At 47.4% G+C, this 19,073-nt stretch carries 18 protein-coding genes; 13 read left to right on the top strand and 5 right to left on the bottom strand.

The features are described from left to right. Positions 1-146: 146 nt before the first annotated feature. Positions 147-428, top strand: coding sequence for a DUF3081 domain-containing protein (locus B2U97_RS00380; RefSeq protein WP_011235665.1), 282 nt, complete (start codon positions 147-149; stop codon positions 426-428). Next, positions 425-1,093: a PAQR family membrane homeostasis protein TrhA gene (gene trhA, locus B2U97_RS00375; protein ID WP_011235664.1), complete on the top strand. Its 669-nt coding sequence runs from the start codon at positions 425-427 to the stop codon at positions 1,091-1,093. The genes B2U97_RS00380 and trhA overlap by 4 nt, the downstream gene beginning before the upstream one ends. A gap of 75 nt (positions 1,094-1,168) precedes the next feature. On the opposite strand, the gene typA is transcribed toward trhA, so the two are convergent. Beyond that, positions 1,169-3,010, bottom strand: a complete 1,842-nt coding sequence (gene typA, locus B2U97_RS00370; RefSeq protein ID WP_034822749.1) for a translational GTPase TypA — start codon at positions 3,008-3,010, stop codon at positions 1,169-1,171. A gap of 310 nt (positions 3,011-3,320) precedes the next feature. On the opposite strand from typA, the gene glnA reads away from it, so the two are divergent. From glnA to B2U97_RS00340, 6 genes are all read left to right on the top strand, one after another. Then, positions 3,321-4,730: a glutamate--ammonia ligase gene (gene glnA, locus B2U97_RS00365; protein WP_011235662.1), complete on the top strand. Its 1,410-nt coding sequence runs from the start codon at positions 3,321-3,323 to the stop codon at positions 4,728-4,730. Positions 4,731-4,802: 72 nt separating this feature from the next. After that, positions 4,803-5,876 (top strand): nitrogen regulation protein NR(II), encoded by a 1,074-nt coding sequence (glnL, locus tag B2U97_RS00360; protein WP_231378597.1) that lies wholly within the window; start codon positions 4,803-4,805, stop codon positions 5,874-5,876. After that, positions 5,866-7,272 (top strand): nitrogen regulation protein NR(I), encoded by a 1,407-nt coding sequence (gene ntrC / locus B2U97_RS00355; RefSeq protein WP_011235660.1) that lies wholly within the window; start codon positions 5,866-5,868, stop codon positions 7,270-7,272. Before glnL ends, ntrC begins: the two co-directional genes overlap by 11 nt. Before the next feature lie 75 nt (positions 7,273-7,347). Then, positions 7,348-8,028, top strand: a complete 681-nt coding sequence (locus tag B2U97_RS00350) for a response regulator transcription factor (RefSeq protein WP_011235659.1) — start codon at positions 7,348-7,350, stop codon at positions 8,026-8,028. Positions 8,029-8,123: 95 nt separating this feature from the next. Continuing rightward, entirely contained in the window at positions 8,124-9,386 is a 1,263-nt protein-coding gene (locus tag B2U97_RS00345) for a sensor histidine kinase (RefSeq protein WP_227016379.1), read from the top strand. Then, positions 9,383-10,387, top strand: coding sequence for an alpha/beta hydrolase (locus tag B2U97_RS00340; RefSeq protein WP_011235657.1), 1,005 nt, complete (start codon positions 9,383-9,385; stop codon positions 10,385-10,387). The genes B2U97_RS00345 and B2U97_RS00340 overlap by 4 nt, the downstream gene beginning before the upstream one ends. Here the strand turns inward: B2U97_RS00340 and B2U97_RS00335 are convergent. Then, positions 10,377-11,306, bottom strand: a complete 930-nt coding sequence (locus tag B2U97_RS00335; protein WP_011235656.1) for a cation diffusion facilitator family transporter — start codon at positions 11,304-11,306, stop codon at positions 10,377-10,379. The genes B2U97_RS00340 and B2U97_RS00335 overlap by 11 nt on opposite strands. 54 nt (positions 11,307-11,360) lie before the next feature. Between B2U97_RS00335 and trmL the strand changes: the two genes are divergently transcribed. Further along, positions 11,361-11,825 carry a tRNA (uridine(34)/cytosine(34)/5-carboxymethylaminomethyluridine(34)-2'-O)-methyltransferase TrmL gene (gene trmL, locus B2U97_RS00330; RefSeq protein WP_011235655.1) on the top strand — a complete coding sequence of 155 codons (465 nt, stop codon included), beginning with the start codon at positions 11,361-11,363 and terminating at the stop codon, positions 11,823-11,825. On the opposite strand, the gene B2U97_RS00325 is transcribed toward trmL, so the two are convergent. Further along, positions 11,809-13,149, bottom strand: a complete 1,341-nt coding sequence (locus tag B2U97_RS00325) for a hypothetical protein (RefSeq protein ID WP_016341407.1) — start codon at positions 13,147-13,149, stop codon at positions 11,809-11,811. The two genes, trmL and B2U97_RS00325, sit on opposite strands and share 17 nt — an antisense overlap. A 298-nt stretch (positions 13,150-13,447) precedes the next feature. On the opposite strand from B2U97_RS00325, the gene B2U97_RS00320 reads away from it, so the two are divergent. Then, a complete protein-coding gene (locus B2U97_RS00320) occupies positions 13,448-15,124 on the top strand; it encodes a cyanophycinase (protein WP_034822746.1) in 1,677 nt (558 codons plus the stop codon). Between the two features lie 102 nt (positions 15,125-15,226). Here B2U97_RS00320 and pyrE read toward each other — a convergent pair whose 3' ends face one another. Both pyrE and rph read right to left on the bottom strand, forming a co-directional pair. Beyond that, positions 15,227-15,871 carry an orotate phosphoribosyltransferase gene (gene pyrE, locus B2U97_RS00315; protein WP_034822744.1) on the bottom strand — a complete coding sequence of 215 codons (645 nt, stop codon included), beginning with the start codon at positions 15,869-15,871 and terminating at the stop codon, positions 15,227-15,229. A gap of 35 nt (positions 15,872-15,906) precedes the next feature. After that, entirely contained in the window at positions 15,907-16,620 is a 714-nt protein-coding gene (gene rph, locus B2U97_RS00310; RefSeq protein WP_034822742.1) for a ribonuclease PH, read from the bottom strand. Positions 16,621-16,756: 136 nt separating this feature from the next. On the opposite strand from rph, the gene smrA reads away from it, so the two are divergent. The 3 genes from smrA (at position 16,757) to B2U97_RS00295 (ending at position 19,059) form a co-directional block, all read left to right on the top strand. After that, positions 16,757-17,344 carry a DNA endonuclease SmrA gene (gene smrA, locus B2U97_RS00305; RefSeq protein WP_034822740.1) on the top strand — a complete coding sequence of 196 codons (588 nt, stop codon included), beginning with the start codon at positions 16,757-16,759 and terminating at the stop codon, positions 17,342-17,344. Between the two features lie 9 nt (positions 17,345-17,353). Next, positions 17,354-18,217, top strand: a complete 864-nt coding sequence (locus B2U97_RS00300; protein WP_034822739.1) for a YicC/YloC family endoribonuclease — start codon at positions 17,354-17,356, stop codon at positions 18,215-18,217. 182 nt (positions 18,218-18,399) lie between these two features. Then, complete coding sequence (locus B2U97_RS00295; RefSeq protein WP_272990154.1) at positions 18,400-19,059, top strand: integrase arm-type DNA-binding domain-containing protein; 660 nt, start codon at positions 18,400-18,402, stop codon at positions 19,057-19,059. Positions 19,060-19,073: the final 14 nt, after the last annotated feature.

Here is a 19,073-nt window from a genome sequence, read left to right as displayed (position 1 = left end):
TATAGCGGCTTTTGCCTAATCATGCACCTATGTATGTATATTCTGATACAAGGTTTTTGAAACAAATAGGTAAAAGCGGTTGTGGAATGGACATTCGACCCTAATAATAAGGGTATACATTTAGTTAGAAAACGCTGAGGTGTGTGATGAAAAACGAACTTGATAACAAACTGATGTTGGATGCGTACGAAAAGATCCACACTCATGGCGAAGCTCGTCAGGGACGTCACTACTTGGACGGAATAGAAGCTTATACCGACCATGACGGTTATACCGTTTTTTTGGAAGGGCATGGTGTCACGCTAACCCTGCAGTTTCATAACTCATATAACTTAAAATACGACAATGAAAGACAGTATGACCAGTTTATAAGGGCACTCAAGAATATCAGTAAAGGTTATGAGACGCCGGGAATGGAACGAGGATGAGCAATCAGCATAAAGTCTATACCGTAAAGGAAGAGGTGGCTCATGCATTAACTCATGGCATTGGTGCCGTTTTAAGTATTGTTGCTTTAGTTTTCATGTTGATTTGGGCGGCGGCTTACGGTGATGGTTGGCATGTTGTTGCTGCGAGTATCTACGGTGCTAGTCTTATTCTGCTTTATACCGCTTCAACGCTTTATCATGCGTTTCCCTGGCCAAAAATGAAAGCGGTGTTTCAACAGCTTGATCATGCCGCTATTTACATTTTAATTGCTGGTACTTATACGCCATTTGCTTTAATCAATTTAAGAGATGCCTGGGGCTGGACCTTATTGGGCGTGGCTTGGGGAATTGCTTTGGTGGGTGTCGTGCTTGAGCTGACGCTGAAAAAGCGAATTGCCTGGCTGTCGCTTACTCTCTACCTTGGAATGGGCTGGATGGCGATTATTGCGATTAACCCGATGATTGATAATGTGGATGCAGGTGGCTTGATGTTGCTTGTCGCCGGCGGTTTAGCTTATACGCTGGGTGTTATCTTTTATGTCTGGAAATCTCTGCCTTATCATCATGCCATCTGGCATTTGTTTGTATTGGCGGGCAGCGTCTTCCATTTCTTCTCGATTTTCTACTTTGTATTGCCGCAACCGGAGTTGCTGAGTGCGAACTAGCTGATAAGCTGAATTTTGGTTATAAAAAACGCCCGCTAAAGTAGCGGGCGTCTTTTTATAACAGCTCTGCAAATCTTAACCGTTCTTCGGCTCACGACCTAAACGTTTACGATCGTTTTCTGTCAGTGCGCGTTTACGAATACGAATAGACTCAGGTGTCACTTCGACCAGTTCATCGTCATTGATGAATTCCAGTGCTTGCTCCAACGTTAAACGAATTGGTGTACTTAAGGTCTGTGCTTCGTCAGTACCAGAAGCGCGTACGTTAGTCAGCTGTTTACCTTTCAGGCAGTTTACTGTCAGGTCGTTTGAACGGTTATGAATACCGATGATCTGGCCTTCATAAACTTCATCACCGTGTGATGCAAATAACTTACCGCGCTCCTGCAGGTTAAACAGTGAGTAAGTCAGAGCTTTACCCTGAGCATTTGAAATCAGTACACCGTTACTACGCTGACCGATGGTTCCGCCTTTGTGCGGACCGTAGTGGTCAAACGTATGGTACATAAGGCCAGTACCTGAAGTCAGTGTCATGAATTCTGTCTGGAAGCCAATCAAACCACGGCTTGGTACTTCAAAATCAACGCGAACGCGACCTTTACCGTCTGGTGTCATGTTGGTCATTTCGGCTTTACGCAAGCCTAATTTTTCCATAACCGCACCTTGATGCTGCTCTTCAATATCAACCGTCATGGTTTCATAAGGTTCCATTTTCTTACCATCTTCGTACTTGATGATAACTTCTGGACGAGAAACGGCTAATTCAAAACCTTCACGACGCATGTTTTCAATAAGAACACCTAAGTGAAGCTCACCACGGCCAGATACGCGGAAACGATCCGGGTTGTCAGTTTCTTCAACACGTAAAGCTACGTTATGAACCAACTCTTGTTGCAAACGTTCAAGAATTTGACGAGAAGTAACAAACTTTCCTTCTTTACCTGCGAAAGGTGAGGTGTTTACCTGGAAGGTCATAGTTACTGTTGGCTCGTCAACGGTCAGTGGCTTCATAGCTTCAGCTTTACCAACTGCACACACGGTGTCGGAGATTTTTAGCTCGCCCAGACCGGTAATGGCGCAGATGTCGCCTGCTGCAGCTTTGTCCGCTTCAATGTGGTCAAGACCCAGGTAGCTAAAGACTTTACCAATTTTTCCGTTACGTTCTTTGCCGTCGGCACCAACAATAGTCACTTGCTGGTTCACTTTAACGCTACCGCGGGTAACGCGACCAATACCAATAACGCCTAAGTAGCTCGAGTAATCAAGCTGTGACACCTGCATTTGCAGGTCGCTTTCAGGGTCAGCATCGGGATGGCTTACCTTACTAACGATAGTTTCGAACAATGGCGTCATGTCGCCGTCTTGATCTTCTATGTCTAATGATGCCCAGCCGTTAAGCGCTGATGCGTAAACTACCGGAAAGTCCAGCTGTTCGTCAGTAGCGCCCAGGTTATCAAATAAGTCGAATACCTGATCCATCACCCAGTCAGGGCGTGCACCAGGACGGTCAACTTTGTTAATAACAAGAATAGGGTTCAAACCATGAGAGAAAGCTTTCTGCGTGACAAATCGAGTTTGAGGCATAGGACCGTCAACGGCATCAACCACTAACAATACGGAGTCTGCCATAGAAAGTACGCGTTCAACTTCGCCACCGAAATCGGCGTGTCCCGGAGTATCCAGAATGTTGATGCGGTAATCTTGCCAGTTAACCGCGGTGTTTTTGGCGAGGATAGTAATACCACGTTCTTTTTCAAGATCGTTGGAATCCATAATACGGTCTTCTATTTCGCCACGGCTTTCTAAAGTGCCAGATTGTTGCAACAACTTGTCGACTAGGGTGGTTTTACCATGGTCAACGTGCGCGATAATCGCGATGTTGCGTAATTTTTCTATATCAAATACCTGAATTGTCATTAAGAACTGCCTGTAGTTGTCCGGGAATGAAACCCGTCCAAGGGGTTTTGTGAAAAATAGCGGCGTATTCTACCTTTTTGAGTTGGATTAAGAAAGACCTGATTGTTTTTTGTTCGTTATATTTTTATGACGTTATCTTAGAATGTTACTTTTGCACCAATTTTGTGCGTTATGCGCTATACTGGTGCGTATTAATTTACGCATTATAGTGCTAAATGAACTAACTTTATGAATATAAACAAAAAAGTCAGTTGGCACAGGCTTTGCTATACTCAAGCTGTATTTTTAGACGCTGTCTACGGAGGACAACATGTCAGCTAATAAGATTTTCGATACCATCAAAGAACACGACGTAAAATTCGTCGATTTACGCTTTACCGATACTAAAGGTAAAGAGCAACACGTCACTATTCCGGTGTCGCAAATCGATGAAGACTTCTTTGAAGAAGGTAAAATGTTTGATGGTTCATCTATTTCCGGCTGGAAAGGCATTAACGAATCAGACATGGTACTGATGCCAGACAACGAGTCTGCGGTGATTGATCCCTTTACTGATGAAGTCACATTGAATGTACGTTGTGACATTCTTGAGCCGGAAACTATGCAGGGCTATAGCCGTGACCCTCGTTCAATTGCAAAGCGTGCGGAAGATTTCCTGCGCTCATCAGGCATTGCAGACGACGCTTACTTCGGTCCGGAACCTGAGTTCTTCCTGTTCAACGACGTACGTTTCCACACAGACATGAGTGGTTCGTTCTACAAGATTGACGCGGAAGAAGCGAAGTGGAACTCAGGCCGTGAATATTCAGAAGGTAACCTGGCTCACCGTCCTGGAGTAAAAGGCGGCTACTTCCCGGTACCTCCGGTAGACTCAGCGCACGACATTCGTGGCACCATGAGCTTAGTAATGGAAGACATGGGTATGGTTGTTGAAGCCCATCACCACGAAGTAGCAACAGCAGGTCAGAACGAAGTGGCTACACGCTTCAATACTCTGACTAAGAAAGCTGATGAACTGCAGGTTTATAAGTATGTGGTGCATAACGTCGCGCACTCTTACGGCATGACCGCAACCTTTATGCCGAAGCCACTGGTTGGCGATAACGGCTCTGGCATGCACGTGCATATGTCACTGAACAAAGGCGGCGAAAACTTATTTGCCGGCGACCAGTACGCAGGCTTGAGCGAAACCGCGCTGTTCTATATTGGCGGTATTATTAAGCACGCACGTGCCATTAACGCTTTTGCGAACGCCTCTACTAACTCGTACAAGCGTCTGGTTCCTGGTTTTGAAGCACCGGTGATGCTGGCTTATTCCGCCCGTAACCGTTCGGCTTCTATCCGTATTCCATTGGTTTCCAGCGCGAAAGGTCGCCGTATTGAAGTGCGCTTCCCTGACCCAAGTGCGAACCCGTACCTGGCCTTTACTGCGCTGTTAATGGCTGGCCTTGACGGTATCCGTAACAAGATCCACCCTGGCGATGCCATGGACAAAGATTTATACAATCTGCCTCCTGAAGAAGCGAAAGACATTCCGACCGTTTGTCACTCACTGGAAATGGCTCTGGACGCGCTGGATAAAGACCGCGACTTCCTTAAGCAAGGCGGCGTTATGGACGACGACATGATTGATGCCTACATCGATCTTAAGTACAACGAAGTAGAGACATTGAAGAAGACTACCCACCCGGTAGAATTCGATATGTACTACAGCGTTTAATGGTTACTGGCCGGGTAAGGTGTCTTGCCTTACCCGGTTGCACCAACTTGGTGCGTAATTTATCCTGCCTTCGTGAACGATAGCGCGCTACTTAACCAACTACTCACAGGCATACTCATCCTCGATGATCGCCTGACCATCCGTTACGTCAATTCGTCTGCTGAATCCTTACTCGATCACAGTGCAAAACGCCTGTTGGGCGAACCTTTCACTGCGGCTTTTTATCAGTGTTCGCTGGCGTCAGAAACGCTGATGGAGTGCCTGAATAGCGAGCAAACGGTGCTGAATGCGGAAGCTCAGTTCGCGCTGCATTCCGGGCACAATATTCGGGTGGAAACCAGTATTCAAACAGTAGAGCAACCTTTTGGACGTGCTTTGCTACTGGAATTAAAACAAGTAGACCAGTTGCGGCGAATAAATCAGGAAGATCAACAGCGTAATCAGCTATTCGCTACCCAGCACTTATTGCGCGGTATGGCGCATGAAATAAAGAACCCTCTGGGAGGTTTACGCGGCGCTGCGCAGTTACTGGCACGGCAACTTCCGGACGAGAGCCTGACAGAGTATACGGACTTGATCATCACCCAGTCGGACCGGTTAAGGTATTTGGTCGACAGGTTATTAGGGCCGGTAAAAAGGGGCGAGTCGAAGGAAACCAATATTCATGAAGTGTTGGAAAGAGTTGCCAGAACTTTGGTGTACGAATATGGAGACTCGCTGAATTTAGTTCGGGATTACGACCCGTCGCTGCCGGATATTCAGGTGGTTGCGGAAGCTTGTGAACAGGTGTTTTTGAATATTGCCCAAAATGCAGCACAAGCTATGTCAGGCGAAGGCACTATTACAATTAAAACGCGGGTAGAACACCAATTGACTCTGTTTGGACAGCGCTATCGACAATGTGCGGTGGTTACTTTGACCGATAATGGGCCCGGTATTCCGGCCGAGTTGCGCGAAACCCTGTTTTATCCGTTGATAAGCGGCCGTGCTGAAGGAACCGGACTCGGCTTGTCGCTGGCACAAAATTTAGTGCATCAGCATAAAGGGAAAATTGATTTTGATTCCAGTCCCGGAAAAACCCGATTTTCAGTGTATTTGCCTTATCTTTCAGCAGAAAATGGTAATGAGGTGACGGATGACCACTAATGCTCAGTTATGGATAATTGATGATGACGACTCTATTCGCTGGGTACTGGAAAAAGCCTTTGCTGATAGCCGTTATCACGTGCGCAGTTTTGCCAATGGCGAAGACTTTTTCATGGCTCTAAAGAGCGATAAACCAACCGTTGTGCTCACCGATATCCGTATGCCGGGAGAAAACGGCCTGGCTGTACTGGAGCGGCTGCATCAGACCGAGGCGCATTTGCCTGTTGTGGTTATGACCGCGCATTCCGATCTCGAGACAACGGTAAAAGCGTTTCAGGGCGGCGCATTTGAGTATCTGGCAAAGCCCTTTGACATTGATGAAGCTATTACCGCCGTTGACCGTGCTCTGCAGCATGCCAGACAAAGTGAAAATGCGCCCGCGCAAATAGACGCAAATTCAGTTCCCGAGCTTATTGGTGAAGCCACGCCTATGCAGGATGTGTTTCGTGCTATCGGTCGCTTGTCGGGCTCAAGCGTTAGTGTGCTGCTTACCGGAGAAACCGGTACTGGCAAAGAAGTTGTCGCGCGAGCTCTGCATAAACACAGCCCACGGGCGGATAAACCTTTTATTGCGCTTAACATGGCAGCAATACCCGCCGATTTAATTGAGTCGGAGCTGTTCGGGCACGAACGCGGGGCCTTTACCGGAGCCGACCGTAAACGCGTCGGGCGTTTTCAGCAAGCTGACGGTGGTACTTTGTTTCTGGATGAAATTGGCGATATGCCTTTACCAGTTCAGACACGGCTGTTGAGAGTTCTGGCCGAAGGACAGTTTTACCCGGTGGGAGCGTTGCAACCGGTAAAAGTGGATGTGCGCGTTATTGCCGCCACCCACCGGGAACTAGAACACTTGGTTAACCAGGGCACATTCAGGGATGACCTTTATCATCGTCTTAACGTTATCCGTTTGCGGCTGCCGCCTCTGCGTGAGCGGGCGGAAGATATCGATACTCTGGCAAGACACTTTCTTAAAAAGTCGGCCGAAGAGTTGAATGTCACACCAAAAACATTGTTAAATGAAACGCTTAGCACATTAAAGAGTTACAATTGGCCAGGTAACGTCCGACAACTGGAAAATACCTGTCGCTGGCTAACCGTTATGGCGCCCGGGCAGCAAATAAGTCCCCGGGACTTGCCTGAAGACATTCTGGTGACTTCAGAGCCAGGTTCGACAGAGCCAGGCGGTGAGCTTACCTGGTTACACTTTTTGCAAACTGAGCTGGAACAGCAGCCGTTAAACTCGCAGGATGTTCTGCAAAGTTATCAGCAGCAGCTGGAGCAGGTTGCGTTACAGACTGCTTTAAAACGTTTTTCCGGACATAAACAAAAAGCAGCCGCATGGCTGGGCTGGGGAAGGAATACCTTAACCCGAAAGTTGAAAACTCTGCTAAAGTAAAAGTTATGTAAAGAGGGTCGTATCCATCCCCGGCATTTTGGATCATGGATTTATTTCTGGAGAGAACAACAAGTTATGAGACATTCCGTACTACTCATTGACGATGATACTGAAATGTCTGTCATGCTGACAGAATTGTTTAAACGTGAATCTGTGGATTTAAGTGTCGCCGAAGATGGTGTCACTGGTCTTGATAAAGCACTTAACGGTGACTACGAACTTATTTTGCTGGACGTTATGCTACCCGGCATTGATGGTATGCAGCTTTTGCAGCGGTTACGCCAACAACATCGTGATACCGCGGTGCTGATGCTGACGGCTCGTGGTGACGATGATGACAGAGTCATGGGGCTGGAGCTTGGCGCAGATGATTATCTGCCAAAGCCTTTTAATCCACGTGAGCTGATTGCCCGTGTAAGAGCTTTGCTGCGTCGCACGCCAAACACAACCATGCAGAATGAAAGCCTGAACGTTTGTGGCATAGTGCTGGATCCGGCTACTACGGAAGTAAAATGCGATGATGCTGAACTGATTCTGACACCAACTGAGTTTGATATTTTGCGTTGTCTGATGCAGCAAGCCGGTCAAATGGTCAGTAAAGATCAGCTTTCTGTTGCGGCACTGGGACGAAAAATGGAGCCTTTTGACCGCAGTCTTGACGTGCATATTAGTAACATCCGGAAGAAATTCCCGGCAAAACCTGATCGTATTCAAACTATACGAGGTCGCGGCTACCGACTGATTGCAAGCTTATGAAGAACCGGCGTACGCGGTGGTACCGATCGCTTGCTCTGAGATTACTTTTCATTTTTTGGGCGCTGCTTTCGGTCACAGCGGCCAGTGGTTATTTGTTGGCGGTTTGGAACAAACCTAAAGCTGAACTTAAACCACTGGAGCCGGAGATTTATCAGACGTTACAGCCTTTATTGAGCGATGCGTTAACCTTTCACTCTCTACAACCCGGCCGGCTTATTGCTGGCGACTACCGCGTTGCCGCACAGTTGTCGGTGCAGGGCAGCGAAAAGCTATTAATGGACGAGATGCTGCGCGTAAGTCACGGTTCCACGCTATTGCGTATGCTGGGTCAAGAGTCTCCGCAGCAGATTCCTCTGGACGAGCGTTTGTTAATGGGTCCGTTCGAGCTCGACGGCAATAAAATTCTGGTGACTAAGCCCTTAGGCATTGAAGAGCAGGTTGACCGTGAGCGGTTGGAAGCAGAATCGACCCGCGCGCGCATACTGACCTTAATGGTTGGTAGCGGTTTACTCGCAGTATTACTGGGTATTTGGCTTATTCGACCTATACGACGAATGATTCTGGCAATGCGCGAAGTGGCTGATGGTAGTGCAACGCCTGAACTTAAACGTTTACCTAAACGTGGTGATGAAATTGGTGAACTGGCACGGGCTTTATCGCAAGGGGCGGTCGACTTAGCAACTTCGCGTGACGCGCAACGGCGATTACTCAGCGATGTATCGCACGAATTACGTTCACCTATGGCGCGTATGCAGGTGGCTCTGGATTTAGCCGATTGCAATGAGGACGACCCTAATTGGCAACAATTGCGCCGCGATACGGAACGTCTCAGTGTGATTATTGAGCGAATTCTTTCGCTGTCGAGACTGGAGAATGGGCTGGTTGATCTGAACCATGAAAGCCTGGATAGCGGTGAACTGGTGCAGCAGCTTATTAATGATATGTGTTATCAGCATCCAGAAGTACGCGAGCGCTTGCTGCGGCATGGTAGCAACTGGCCGGTTATTGATACTGACCCTGAATTGCTGCGGCTGGTTCTGGAAAATATTGTCCGTAATGCACTGCACTACACCGAAGATAACGTAGAGCTTTCCTGTGACGATTACGGCAAAGGCTGTCATATTCGCATTCGGGATCACGGCCCGGGGGTTGATGAGAGCACCATAAGTAAACTGTTTGTGCCTTTTTATCGCGGCGATCCGGCGCGACACCATAAAGCCGGCGTTGGTCTTGGTTTAGCCTTGAGTCATCGCGCGGCGGCTGTTCTGGGTGGTGAATTAAAAGCTCATAATCACTCTGAAGGGGGACTTGAAGTCGTGTTAGACTTACCCAAAAGTCAGCCCGAACAGAAAGAATGAAGCAACCGCCTACTACACAACAACGCCCTGCAGACGACACGCCCGAATGGCTGGAGTTTTTTAAGGCTCAAGTCGAAGTCTTTTGGGAACAACAAGTTACCTCTGAGTATTTTGCTGCGTTTGATGGTCTCAAATTACATTTTGCCTATTACCGACATAGTGACTCCGCACCCTTAGTGGTTATTGCTCCGGGGCGAATAGAGTCGGCACTGAAGTATCAGGAACTGTTTTGGGAGCTGGCACAGCAGGGCTTTTCTGTTGCGGCACTGGATCACCGTGGGCAGGGATTGTCGGGGCGCCTGACGGCGAACCCTCATCAGGGACATGTCGAAAACTTTAATGACTTTGTACGTGACTTTTCGGACTTTACCAACCTGTTAGTGGCACGATTTGGCGATGTACCCAAAACACTGTTTTCTCACTCGATGGGCGGAACAATAGCGACCATTTACTGTGCCACTTACCAGCATCCTTATAAAAAACTCATACTCTCTGCTCCTATGTTTTCTATAGAAACAGGAATAGTGCCTTATTGGTTCGCGCGTTGGATAGTTTTTGCGGGAGCCTGGTTAAACCGCTGGCTGGCAAAACCGTGGTATTTTCTCGGTATGGGAAATTATAAGCCGGTGCCTTTTGAAGAGAACGTTCTGACACATAGCCGACAGCGATATAAGGCGTTTCGGGATGCTTATGATAATGTTTCGGATGTTCAGCTAGGCGGGCCCACATTTAATTGGCTGTATGAGGCCATCAGTGCCGCTATCAACGCGCAGAAACTGGCAAATGACATTACCATTTCGGTCATTCTGTTTCAGGCAGGGAATGATAAAGTGGTTTCCGCGTCAGGACAAAAGAAAGTAGCTGCTGCGGTTACCCGGGACCACTTTAGGTTTGAGACCATTAAAGGTGCATCGCACGAGCTTATGATGGAAACTGACAAGTTTCGTCAACCTGTGCTGGACGCTCTTATTGAAGAAACCCGGAAACTTGCTAACGCTTAAGTGAACCTTCTACCACGGCGACAATTTCAGGATCCATGTGGACAATAATATCGGCGCCCGGGAAAGCTTTCATCAGCTGTGCTTCAACATCATCGGCAATGGCGTGAGCCCGTAATAAAGACAATTCGTTGGCCAGCTCAATGTGTAACTGAATAAAGCGCACCGGGCCTGCCTCCCGTGTGCGTAGACCGTGAAAGCCTTTAACGCCGTTTACCGCCATTGTGATATTAGCAATCTGCTCTTGCAGCTCTTCTGACAACTCACGATCCATCAGTGCCTGAAATGCATCCCAGCCAATACGAACTGCGCCAATAATGAGGTAAACGGCAATGCCCATGGCAAAAATACTGTCAGCCCAGAGCCAGCCATAGCTACTTAAAATTAACGCCACAATAACGGCTAAGTTCAGCAGTATGTCCGACTGATAGTGAAGATTATCGGCCTGCACGGCCTGAGAGTTGGTATGACGAATAGCCATACGCTGTATAACAATTAAAACAAAGGTAATGACAATAGCAATGGCAGAAACCGCGATACCGTAACCCACTTTAGGCACACTGCCGCCCTGCATAAACTGTTGAACGCTGTGAAAAATAAGCAGCATGCTGGAACCGGAAATAAAGGCGCTTTGCGCTAACGCCGCCAGGGATTCGGCTTTACCGTGACCGAATCGATGCTCTTCATCTGCTGGTTGCAAAGCGTAGCGAATCGCAAAAAAGCTGAATATGGAAGCGCCGCTGTCTAAAATTGAATCGGTGAGAGATGCCAGCATACTGGCGGATTCTGTCTGGAACCAGGCAAAAAGCTTAATGGTAATTAGGATTATGGCAACGATAACCGACGCTGTACTAGCCAGTCGTACCCAAAAAGCATAATTCTGTTGGTAGTTTTTCTGATTTGCCACAGTACCGGTACACATTTATAAAAGATATTCTGCTATTCTACCGCTTTTACCCAAGTGATGAAAACGACCATGTTGCACCTTGTACTGTTTGAGCCTGAAATTCCCCCTAATACCGGCAACGTTATTCGTTTGGCGGCGAACACGGGCATGTCCTTGCATTTAATTGAGCCCTTAGGGTTTGAGCTGGATGAAAAAAAAGTACGTCGGGCGGGTCTTGATTATCACGATTTAGCTTCTGTAAATATCCATAAAGACTGGCAGAGCTTTCTGAATAGTACCTCGTTTAACCGCATTTTTGCGTGCACAACCAAAGGTAAGACAAATTACTCTGCAGTGGCTTATGAGGCCGGCGATGTTTTGTTGTTTGGCCCTGAAACTCGCGGGCTGCCAATGGAGGTCCTGGAAACTTTTCCACAAGAGAACTGGTTGCGGTTGCCAATGGCGGACACCAGCCGAAGCCTGAATTTATCCAATTCAGTGGCTATTTTTGCTTATGAAGCCTGGCGCCAGAACGATTTTACAGGCGCTCGTTAATTTGCTGTTTAGCCCTTTTTTCAATTGTCTGTTCGAACAGCGTGTTATCAAATAGTTGACGAAGTGCACGGCCTCTGTTGTTGTCGAGAAAGGCCATGAATAAAGGTTGTGGTCCCGACAGCTTCTGTTTCTTGTAGGGCTTTTCGGTCCAGTCAGGCAGGTTGTCCTTGTAGTCTATTACCGCACTGACCCTTTCCATATCCAGCAGTGCAAAGCAGTCCAGTGAATTCGAGGCCCGGTAAAAGGGTCGGTCGGTATCCACTAAGGTTTGCATGAAGCGAGGGCCGGATACACAAATAGGACCATCATTCGGTTGTTCAAGGGTGAAAAGAAAAATGCTGTCGTCGTAGCCAATATGATATTTAGACAGAATGATATTTTTTATTTTCTGATCAGGACGAACACCGATTAACGCATCTGCACGGCCTTCCTGTAGTAATTGAATACTTCGCTGCCAACTGCTGACAACCGTATTGAGCCGGGAGGTAAAAGTCGGAAATACGGATTTAGCCAAATTCCATAATTTGCCCGTGCCGTCGGCATTCAGTAAGCCCTGGTGTATGGCTCCTACAACCGTCAGTTGCTCAGGACGCTTTATGGGCTGTATTGGTGTTTCCAGGGTGACACCATACTGCTCGCGCAGTGCCTTCATCCGGCCGTTGTCGCGCATAGTTTGCAGGTGATAAGTCAGTTGAGGTATCAGTCTCGCATGCTCTTCATTCAGATAATGAAAACCAACCTCTGTCGATAACTTATGAGTAATTAAATGAGGGTTATCTTTCAGATCTGAATTTTCAAATTGAAAATCCCCCATAAATGCCATTTGAATGCGCCCCGAATCGAGTAATTTTACCACTTGCTCAATATCAATAGGGGTGACAATAGACGGTTCGTAAGGCAGGTTTTCGACCAATTTGGTAATTGAGTCCATACCGTTAACATAGGCCAGACTTTTCATTTCTGACAATGGGCAGTAACCACAGTTACGACGATCGGCTACCGCGATAATATCGAAAGTGAATAGTGGAAAAGGCACCCGGCGCAGGTGCCGGCGCTTGTCTTCAAGTAGCGCTGTTCTTCCCAGCTCCCCGGCGATGGTACCTTCAGCAGCCAACTGCTCACCTCGTAAGCGGGGAAGTTCGATGTACTCGAGTTCAATACCGAGTTTTTCGTATGCCTCTTCAAGCACCGCTGTTACATATTGCGTAAAGGGACCTTCCTCGGGAGCACGGAAAGTCAGTTTCTGCTCTGAGAAGGCAAAACTGGTCATCGGGAGCAGGCCCGCGAGCAGTAACAGAACGCAAAAACGTAACGGTGACTTCATAACAACACGTGTGATCTTATTTCATAAAAGAGAGATTAGTATAGCAGTGTTCGGATGCTCGTCACGAGCCCTGAAAATTATTTATTTTCATAGGTTTACGCTTATTAACAGTGAGTTTACTATGCCGTATCACATAAGTTAATTCTGCGAGAATGTTAGGTCTGTCTATAATAAATGCGTTAATCTATTGTCCTATATTTGACAGTTGGGTTGTTAACGCTCTAGCGTTGCAGCCTGTTGATTTTGTTAGTTGAAATATTCTAGCGGTGAAAGCCGTCGGTAACTAGGGGTTTTATTTATGGTTAAGTCGTTGTTTTCCTTGCTCTCTTTGGCGGCATTGTCATCAGCTTTTGCGGCGCCGTCAAATGCTGCCGATGACGATACATACCGACATTTATTGTTGGCTGGTGGCGGTCTGACGGCCTGTTCCAGTTTCGCGTCGGATAACTGTGATGACGTTGACTGGATTGATAAGGAAACGATGCGCACCGACAGGTATTTAAACCTGTCGAAAAAATTTCGTTCGAGAGCAACGGCAGAGTCGGTTTGGCCTAGTTACCGTGAAGAAACTCGCAAAAAAGTTGCTGATGCGCTGGAATTAATTCACGAGCGTTTAAAAGAAGACATTGTTCCTGAGCGCGTTTTTCTGCGTGAGTTTACCCGGCGGGCGACACAACAGCTTTATAACTCGTTGTCAGATGCTGAGTGGAACCGGATTATTGACTTAATTGAGCTACCGGTTCCGGATTCCGCACGTGAAGTGGTTAATCTGGATGAAAACCTCAAAGGTGAGTCAAAAGCAATTTTTCAGCGCTTTGTTGAAATGGCGCAGTCAGTTGCCGGAGATGAACGGAAGCCAAAGGTGTATTTCCTGACCTCTGCATCACGTAATCCGTACGATAAGATAGATTTTTACAATAGTGTATTTGAACAGCTGGGAGCAGAAGTGCATTGGCTGCCACTGGATTCTGCTGTAGTAAAAGCTCAGCGGGAAGGTCGTTGCGATGAACTGGCAAAAATTCAGCAAAAGCAATTAGGTGCTTATGAACGTGACCGGGTGCATAAAGACTGGTATCAGGAGCAAGTCGCTTTTTGCAAAGATTCTGATGCGGCCGCAGAGATGCTGGCCGATGCCGATGGACTGTTTTTTAATGATGGTGATCAGAACCTGACTCGTTCAACCTTTATTAAGGCGAATAATGAACCCGGCGATGTGCTGAAGACGATTATTGCAGCTGTGCAACAAAAGGAAGTGGTTATTGGCGGAACGGGTGCCGGCACTGCGGTTATGACTTCTAAGCCTATGATTTCTAATGGCACAACCGCTGAGGCCATAAAAGAGGGAGCGATTGCTTCCGATCCTCCTCCATTTGGTTGCAATTTAGACACCACCTGTCCGCCGAATGTTGGACCTGATAGCCTGACTTACCATCCGCTGGGCGGCTTAAGTTTGTTTCACTATGCCACATTGGATACTGAGTTTTCTGAGCGCGGGCGGCAGGGGCGCTTAATGCGTCTGGCAGCTGCGAGTTCCACACCATTATCTATTGGTATTGACGAAAATACCGCAATGGAAGTGAATTTAGAGAGTGGTGCTTTCAACATTATTGGTGAGCGTGGTGCGTTTATGGTGGAAGATGCACAAGGAACCGATAATGCCGTAGCTGCTACGTTTCATTATCTGGTCGCCGGAGCATCGGGGGTTATCTCTCCGTATGGATTACAAACCGCCGAGTTTGCGGAGGGTGATGATGTGGTTCAGGAAGAGCCAACAACAAACTTTCTCAGTGATCGTGGCTTAATTGATTCTATGCGCATTTTGTGTGGCGAGCGTAAGCAGGTTAGCTTGCTGAATAAAGACTTCCGTTTAATTGCACAGCGCGGGGAATCCAGTCGCGTGCAGTCTTCAGGTGGCGAATGCCAGATTGTAAACGGCAGCATTGGTATTGCCTGGCAGCCACAGGAAAAGCTGTAACGGCTGGGAAACTGGGGAAACGAGTGCTGAGGTGCGTAGCCTGACATTCATGTCAGGTGAGATATTGGACCTGACGTAAACGTCAGGCTACGCACATTCGGATCAGGCGACGCCGAATTCGGCGCGATACGCTTCAACTTTGGGTAAATATTCCTTAAAGGTGTCGTCATCTTTCAAAAAGGTGATGACATCATTCAGGCTCACAATACTAACTACCTGAGCGCCAAAATCACGCTCAACTTCTTGAATGGCTGATAACTCGCCTTTGCCTTTTTCCTGACGGTCTAGAGCAATCAGAACACCGGACAATTCGGCGCCGTTCGTTTCGACAATCTCCATGGCTTCGCGAATTGCTGTGCCGGCGGTGATCACGTCATCCACCAGCATCACTTTGCCTTCCAGCGCTGAGCCCACCAGGTTACCGCCTTCGCCGTGGTCTTTCTTTTCTTTACGGTTAAAGCAATATGGGGTGTCCTGCTGATGGTGGTCGTATAAAGCAACGGCTGTGGCGGTGGCAATTGGAATGCCTTTGTAGGCCGGGCCAAAAAGCACATCAAAATCGATACCGGAGTCGACCAGCGCGGCGGCATAAAAGCGGCCTAAGCGAGCCAGGTCAGACCCTTTATTAAACAGCCCGGCATTAAAAAAGTAGGGGCTGGTGCGGCCGGACTTTAAGGTAAACTCACCAAACTTTAATACGCCACGCTCTATGGCAAACTCAATAAACTCTTTTTGATACGCTTTCATTGCTGAAGGGTTCCTCACCTACTGTTACACCAAATTTATGCTAAAGCTTGTTTCTGAATATCAATTAACTCGCGAATGCTGTGACGAGCCATTTCGACCAGCCTGTTCATTTCGTCAAAACTGAAGGCTTCGCCCTCGGCTGTGCCCTGAATTTCGATAAACTTACCGGCTTCTGTCATCACTATGTTCATGTCGGTATCGGCTTTTGAGTCTTCAATGTATTCAAGATCGCTGACCGGTTCGCCATCTAAAATACCGACTGAAATTGCCGCGACCATTTCTTTTAACGGGTTCACTTTAACCATACCTTGCGCCCGCATCCAGTTCAGCGCGTCAACTAAGGCGACACAAGCGCCAGTGATAGACGCGGTACGTGTGCCACCGTCGGCCTGAATCACGTCACAGTCGATAGTAATGGTGTGTTCGCCTAATGCGCTCATGTCGATGCAGGTACGCAGCGAGCGACCAATTAGGCGCTGAATTTCTAAGGTGCGACCACCTTGCTTACCGCGGGAAGCTTCGCGGGCGGAACGGGTATGAGTTGCGCGTGGTAACATGCTGTATTCAGCGGTAACCCAGCCCTGGCCTTTACCTTTTAAAAAGCGCGGAACGCCGCGCTCTACCGATGCATTACAAAGCACCTTGGTTTCGCCAAACTCGATTAAAACCGAGCCTTCTGCGTGTTTGGTAAAGTTACGGGTAATGGTTACCGGTCGAATTTGTTGTGCCGTACGGCCACTTGGACGCATGTCATCTCCTTACTGAGTGAATGTCGCAATGTATAAATTGAGCGCAATTGTAGCAGAATTGCACGATTAATGGATCGCGATTCGCGCAGCAACGTATTACACTAGACCGATTAGAAAAATATGGACGGGAGGCAGTATGTCGCGTTCAGATGATGAAGAATTTGAGCTGTTTCGTCAGGAAATGACTGACGTAACGCCCTTGGCGGGGGAAGAAGTTGCTGATATTAAGCAGGCTTTTGAACCGACGCTGGCGCAAAAAGAGCGGCGCCGGGCGGCGGAAGCAGAGGAAGAAGAAAATGCTAACTTCTTGTCGACTGAATATGTCGATTTAGTGGAGCCGGGTGAAGCTATCGAGTTTCACCGCGACGGGGTGCAAGCCGGTGTGTTTAAACGCCTGAAACAAGGCCGCTACACCATGGAGGCCAGCCTGAACTTGCATCACCACACGTTGCGTGAAGCACGCACGGCGGTATTTAACTTTGTGCAGGATTGTCATCAGGCGGGTATTCGCACTGCGCTAATTATTCATGGGCAAGGTAAACACTCGAAGCCACATCCGGCGTTGATAAAGAGCTATGTGAATAAGTGGCTGCGCGAAATGGCGCCGGTACTAGCATTCCATAGCGCGCAACGACCGCACGGCGGCCGCGGCGCAGCCTATGTAATGCTCAAGAAAAATGCTGAGCAAAAGCAAAAGAATCGCGAAAAACACGCGAAAAAATAAGGAATTGCAATGATTCAAAGCATGACAGGATACGCACGTTACGAGCATAAAGCTGATTGGGGCTCTGCCACGTGGGAAATTCGTTCCGTTAACCAGCGCTATTTAGAAACCTATTTTCGCCTGCCGGAAGCGTTCCGTTCGCTGGAAAACACCTTACGTGAACAGTTTCGTAAGAAACTGCAACGCGGCAAGGTTGAATGCAAACTCTATATACACATGGACGAAGCACGCCAGACAGAATTAAACATCAATGAACCGCTGGCTAAAAGTGTTATCGCTGGCGCTAAATGGGTCAGTCAGCAATCAGCCGCTGGTCAGCTGAATCCAATTGATGTGCTCAAGTGGCCGGGGGTAGTGAGTAATGATGAACAAGACATGGATGAAGTGCAAAAGGAAGTGTTAGCTGCGCTCGATAAAGCCACTGCTGATTTCATCGACAACCGCAAAAGTGAAGGCAGTGCCATCGATCGCATGCTGCAGGAGCGCTTAGACGGTGTGACCACGCAGGTGGCCTTTGTGCGTGAACGTATGCCCGAAGTTATGGCCTGGCAACGTGAGCGCTTACTAACTCGTTTTGAAGAAGCTAAAGTGGAGCTGGACCAGCAACGCGTTGAACAGGAAATGGTCATGCTGGCGCAGAAAACCGACGTAGCCGAAGAGCTCGATCGCTTAGACGCGCACGTGGAAGAAGCCCGCAAAATTCTGAAAAAAGGCGGCCCTTGTGGACGTCGTCTGGACTTCATGATGCAAGAGTTTAACCGTGAAGCAAACACCCTGGCCTCAAAGTCGATTAATGCCGATATCACCGCCGCTGCGGTAGAGCTTAAGGTGTTGATTGAGCAAATGAGAGAACAGATCCAGAATATTGAGTGAGTATTAATCCAGATTAATATTTATTTAAAATCTTTAATATTCAAATGCTTGCGCTTACACCTATAACCTAGTTAAATCTAATTTAATCTTTTTAAGTTAAATTTATAGTATGACATAAGGTTTGACATAAAGGCTCTGCTTAACATATTGTTGGCTTTTATGTCATACTTTGCGGGTGCTGTTTGAACAAGAATCATAACGACATAACAGAAGAACACAAAAACTACATCAGCTTTATAGATGGGTTTAAGAAGAAAAAAAAAGACTTTAATAATGCTGAAATCAACAGCCTACTCGGCACAGCTCACCCAAGCCTTACACGCATCGAAAAAAATTTATATTTTCGGATAACTCCAGCTGGTACAGGCTCATGGGTTTATCAATATAAAATTCACAATAAACCTAAGCGCATGACATTGGGAACATATGGGAAAAGACCTGATGGTATGCCGCTGGTTGATGCTCGTGACGCTTTGGCTGAAGCTAGAGCACTAGTCAATAAGGGGACTGATCCCTTAGCGGAGAAGAAAAGAGCTTCAAAAAACGATTACAATACTGTTGATGATCTTGCTAAAGATTGGCTCGAAGAAGTAACAGGTCGTTTGGAACATCCAAAGATTCCAATTAGGGTATACAGTCAAGAGATCAAACCAATTATCGGTGGGATATCATTAAATGATGTCACAGGATTAGATATACGAAGTGTTTTGAAGTCTGTTAAAGATAGAAAGAAAACTCCGAGGCCGACCGTTGTCAATGACACGTTAACTTATATGAAGCAACTATTTGATCATGGGGTGACCGGCGTTTTTCAACCTAGTTGTCCAAAAAACCTGTTTTAAGCAACCGCCGTATT

It is taken from the genome of Idiomarina sp. UBA3176, assembly GCF_002364295.1.
Classification (GTDB): Bacteria; Pseudomonadota; Gammaproteobacteria; order Enterobacterales; family Alteromonadaceae; genus Idiomarina; species Idiomarina loihiensis.
This window is presented reverse-complemented; position numbering and strand designations above follow the sequence as displayed.